Origin of the sequence: Pseudomonas sp. Pseusp97 (assembly GCF_047304025.1) — a bacterium.
Lineage (GTDB): Bacteria > Pseudomonadota > Gammaproteobacteria > Pseudomonadales > Pseudomonadaceae > Pseudomonas.
This window is the reverse complement of sequence record NZ_JBGLYK010000529.1, coordinates 1-284: the sequence shown is the minus strand read 5'-3', so window position 1 is coordinate 284 and position 284 is coordinate 1. Positions and strand designations below refer to the sequence as shown.

At 72.2% G+C, this 284-nt stretch carries 1 pseudogene; it reads left to right on the top strand.

What is annotated here, in order from left to right:
* Positions 1-284: pseudogene (locus tag ACCC94_RS30215) on the top strand (FAD/NAD(P)-binding oxidoreductase); the annotation flags it as partial.

Genomic DNA, 284 nt, shown 5'->3' with positions numbered 1-284 from the left:
CCGCCGCACCGAGCGGCGCGAGCATCGTCATCCTCGACGACAATCCGCTGCCCGGCGGACAGATCTGGCGCGACGGCCCCAACGCGCACCTGCCGCGCGCCGCCGTCGAACTGCGCGAGCAGGTGGCCGCCTGCGCCAACATCAGGATTCACAACGGCACGCGCGTGGTCGCCCTGGCCGGCGAGCGCGGCCTGCTGCTGGAAGATGTCGAGCGCGGCTGGCGGCTGGACTACCGCAAGCTGATCCTCTGCACCGGCGCCCGCGCCAATGGCGCGAAGATCCTG